The sequence below is a fragment of the Pseudomonas sp. PB106 genome (genome assembly GCF_009764645.1).
In the GTDB taxonomy this organism is placed as follows: Bacteria; Pseudomonadota; Gammaproteobacteria; order Pseudomonadales; family Pseudomonadaceae; genus Aquipseudomonas.
Genome location: NZ_RWIM01000152.1, coordinates 1 through 2,300, shown reverse-complemented (window position 1 = coordinate 2,300; position 2,300 = coordinate 1). Strand labels below are relative to the sequence as shown.

Here is a 2,300-nt window from a genome sequence, read left to right as displayed (position 1 = left end):
CGACAACAGCCTGGCGCCGTTGCCAGTCGGTGTCATCGGTGAGTTGTATCTGGGTGGCGAGGGTCTGGCGCGGGGTTATCACCGTCGTCCGGCACTGACGGCCGAGCGTTTCGTCACCAGCCCGTTCAGTGATGGTCAGCGCCTGTACCGCACCGGTGACCTGGCGCGGTACCGCGCTGACGGTGTGATCGAGTACGCCGGGCGTATGGACCATCAGGTGAAAATCCGTGGTCTGCGTATCGAACTGGGCGAAATCGAAGCGCGTCTGGCCGAGCACGACGCGGTGCTGGAAACCGTGGTCATTGCTCAGGACGGTTCGCTGTTGGTCGCCTATGTGGTGCCCACCGATGAGGCGCTGTTGAACGCCGATGAGGCGACGCGCTCTGCGGCGAATCTGCAACTCAAGGCGCATCTGGGCCAGAGTCTGCCGGAATTCATGGTGCCGCAACATTGGGTGTGGCTGGCGAAAATGCCGGTCAGCCCGAACGGCAAACTGGAGCGCAAGGCGCTGCCGAAATTCGACGCCAGTGCGCTGCAACAGACGTTCGTTGCACCGCAGAGTGAGCGTCAACAGCAGGTCGCCGCCATCTGGCAGGACGTGCTCAAGCTTGAGCGGGTCGGCCTGACCGACAACTTTTTTGAACTGGGCGGCCACTCGTTGCTGGTCACCCAGGTGGTTTCGCGCATTCGCCGCACGCTGGACATTCAGGTACCGCTGCGCACGCTGTTCGAGCACAGCAGCCTTGAGGCGTTTGTCCACGCCTTGGACGCGGATCAGCACACCCCGCAAATGTCGATTCCTCAGGTGGGTCGCGAGCAACCGCTGGCGCTGTCTTATGCCCAGGAACGTCAGTGGTTTCTCTGGCAGATGGATCCTGACAGTGCGGCCTACAACATTCCAACGGCGCTGCGCTTACGTGGCGCACTGGACCGCACGGCGTTGCAGCAAAGCTTCCAGGCGCTGATCCAGCGCCACGAAAGCCTGCGCACCGCGTTCGTCGATCACGACGGGCGAGTGCAGCAAATCATTCAGCCGACGGCTCAAGTGGCCCTGCAAGAGCAGGCGCTGGCCCATGCTTCGGATGAACAGATTCAGGCGTTCGTCGAGCAACAGACGTCGCAGCCGTTCGACCTGCTGAGCGGTGCGCTGCTGCGGGTGGCGTTGCTGCGCATCAGTGACGATGACCATGTGCTGGTACTGACGCTGCATCACATCGTTTCTGACGGCTGGTCGATGCAAGTGATGATCGAAGACCTGATCGCCTTCTACGCAGCGTTCAGCCAAGGCACCACGGCGCCACTGTCGGCCTTGCCTGTGCAGTACGCCGACTACGCGGTGTGGCAGCGCGAGTGGATGGACAGCGGCGAGCGCGAGCGCCAGCTGAGCTACTGGAAAACCCGTTTGGGCAGCGAGCAACCGTTGCTGGAAATGCCCACCGATCATCCGCGTCCGGCGTTGCAAAGTTTCCGTGGCGCACGTTTGAACGTGAGCATTGAACCGGCGCTTGGTGAGGCATTGAAAACCCTCGCCCGGCGCGAAGGTGTGACCGTGTTCATGCTGTTGCTGGCCTCGTTCCAGGCCTTGTTGAACCGCTACAGCGGCCAGGCGGATATCCGCGTCGGCGTGCCGATTGCCAACCGCAACCGCCTGGAAATCGAGCGATTGATTGGCTTCTTCGTCAACACCCAAGTGCTGCGTGCCGAGTTCGATCCGGCAATGGGTTTCGCGCAATTGCTGCAACAGGTCAAACAGACGGCGATTGCCGCGCAGATGCATCAGGACCTGCCGTTCGAGCAATTGGTCGATGCCTTGCAGCCTGAGCGTAACTTGAGCCACAGCCCGCTGTTCCAGGCGATGTTCAACCACCGCAGTGAAGCCGAATCCGACCTCGTCGCGCAATTGCCGGGGCTGCAACTGCAAAGCCTGAGCTGGGAACACCGCACCGCGCAGTTTGATCTGGCGCTGGACACCGGTGACAGCCCGGAAGGCCTGGAAGCCTCCTTCACTTACGCCACGGATCTGTTCGAGGCGAGCAGCATCGAGCGCCTGGCCGGGCACTGGTTGAACCTGCTCAAGGCCGTGGTGGCCGATGCCGCGCGACCGCTGGCCGAACTGGTGCTGCTCGACGCAGACGAACGCGAGGTGATCGTCTCGCAATGGAATGCTACAGCCACCGAATATCCGCTGGAGCGCAGCGTGCATGCGCTGATCGAAGATCAGGTACGCGCCACCCCGGATGCCTGCGCTCTGGTGTTCGGCGAGCAACGCCTGAGTTACGCCCAGCTCAACGCCCGCGCCA

1 protein-coding gene is annotated in these 2,300 nt (G+C 62.3%); it reads left to right on the top strand.

The window, feature by feature from the left end; genetic code table 11:
- Positions 1-2,300: condensation domain-containing protein (locus EJA71_RS20185; RefSeq protein WP_158959349.1), on the top strand; the 2,300-nt coding region annotated here is incomplete at both ends.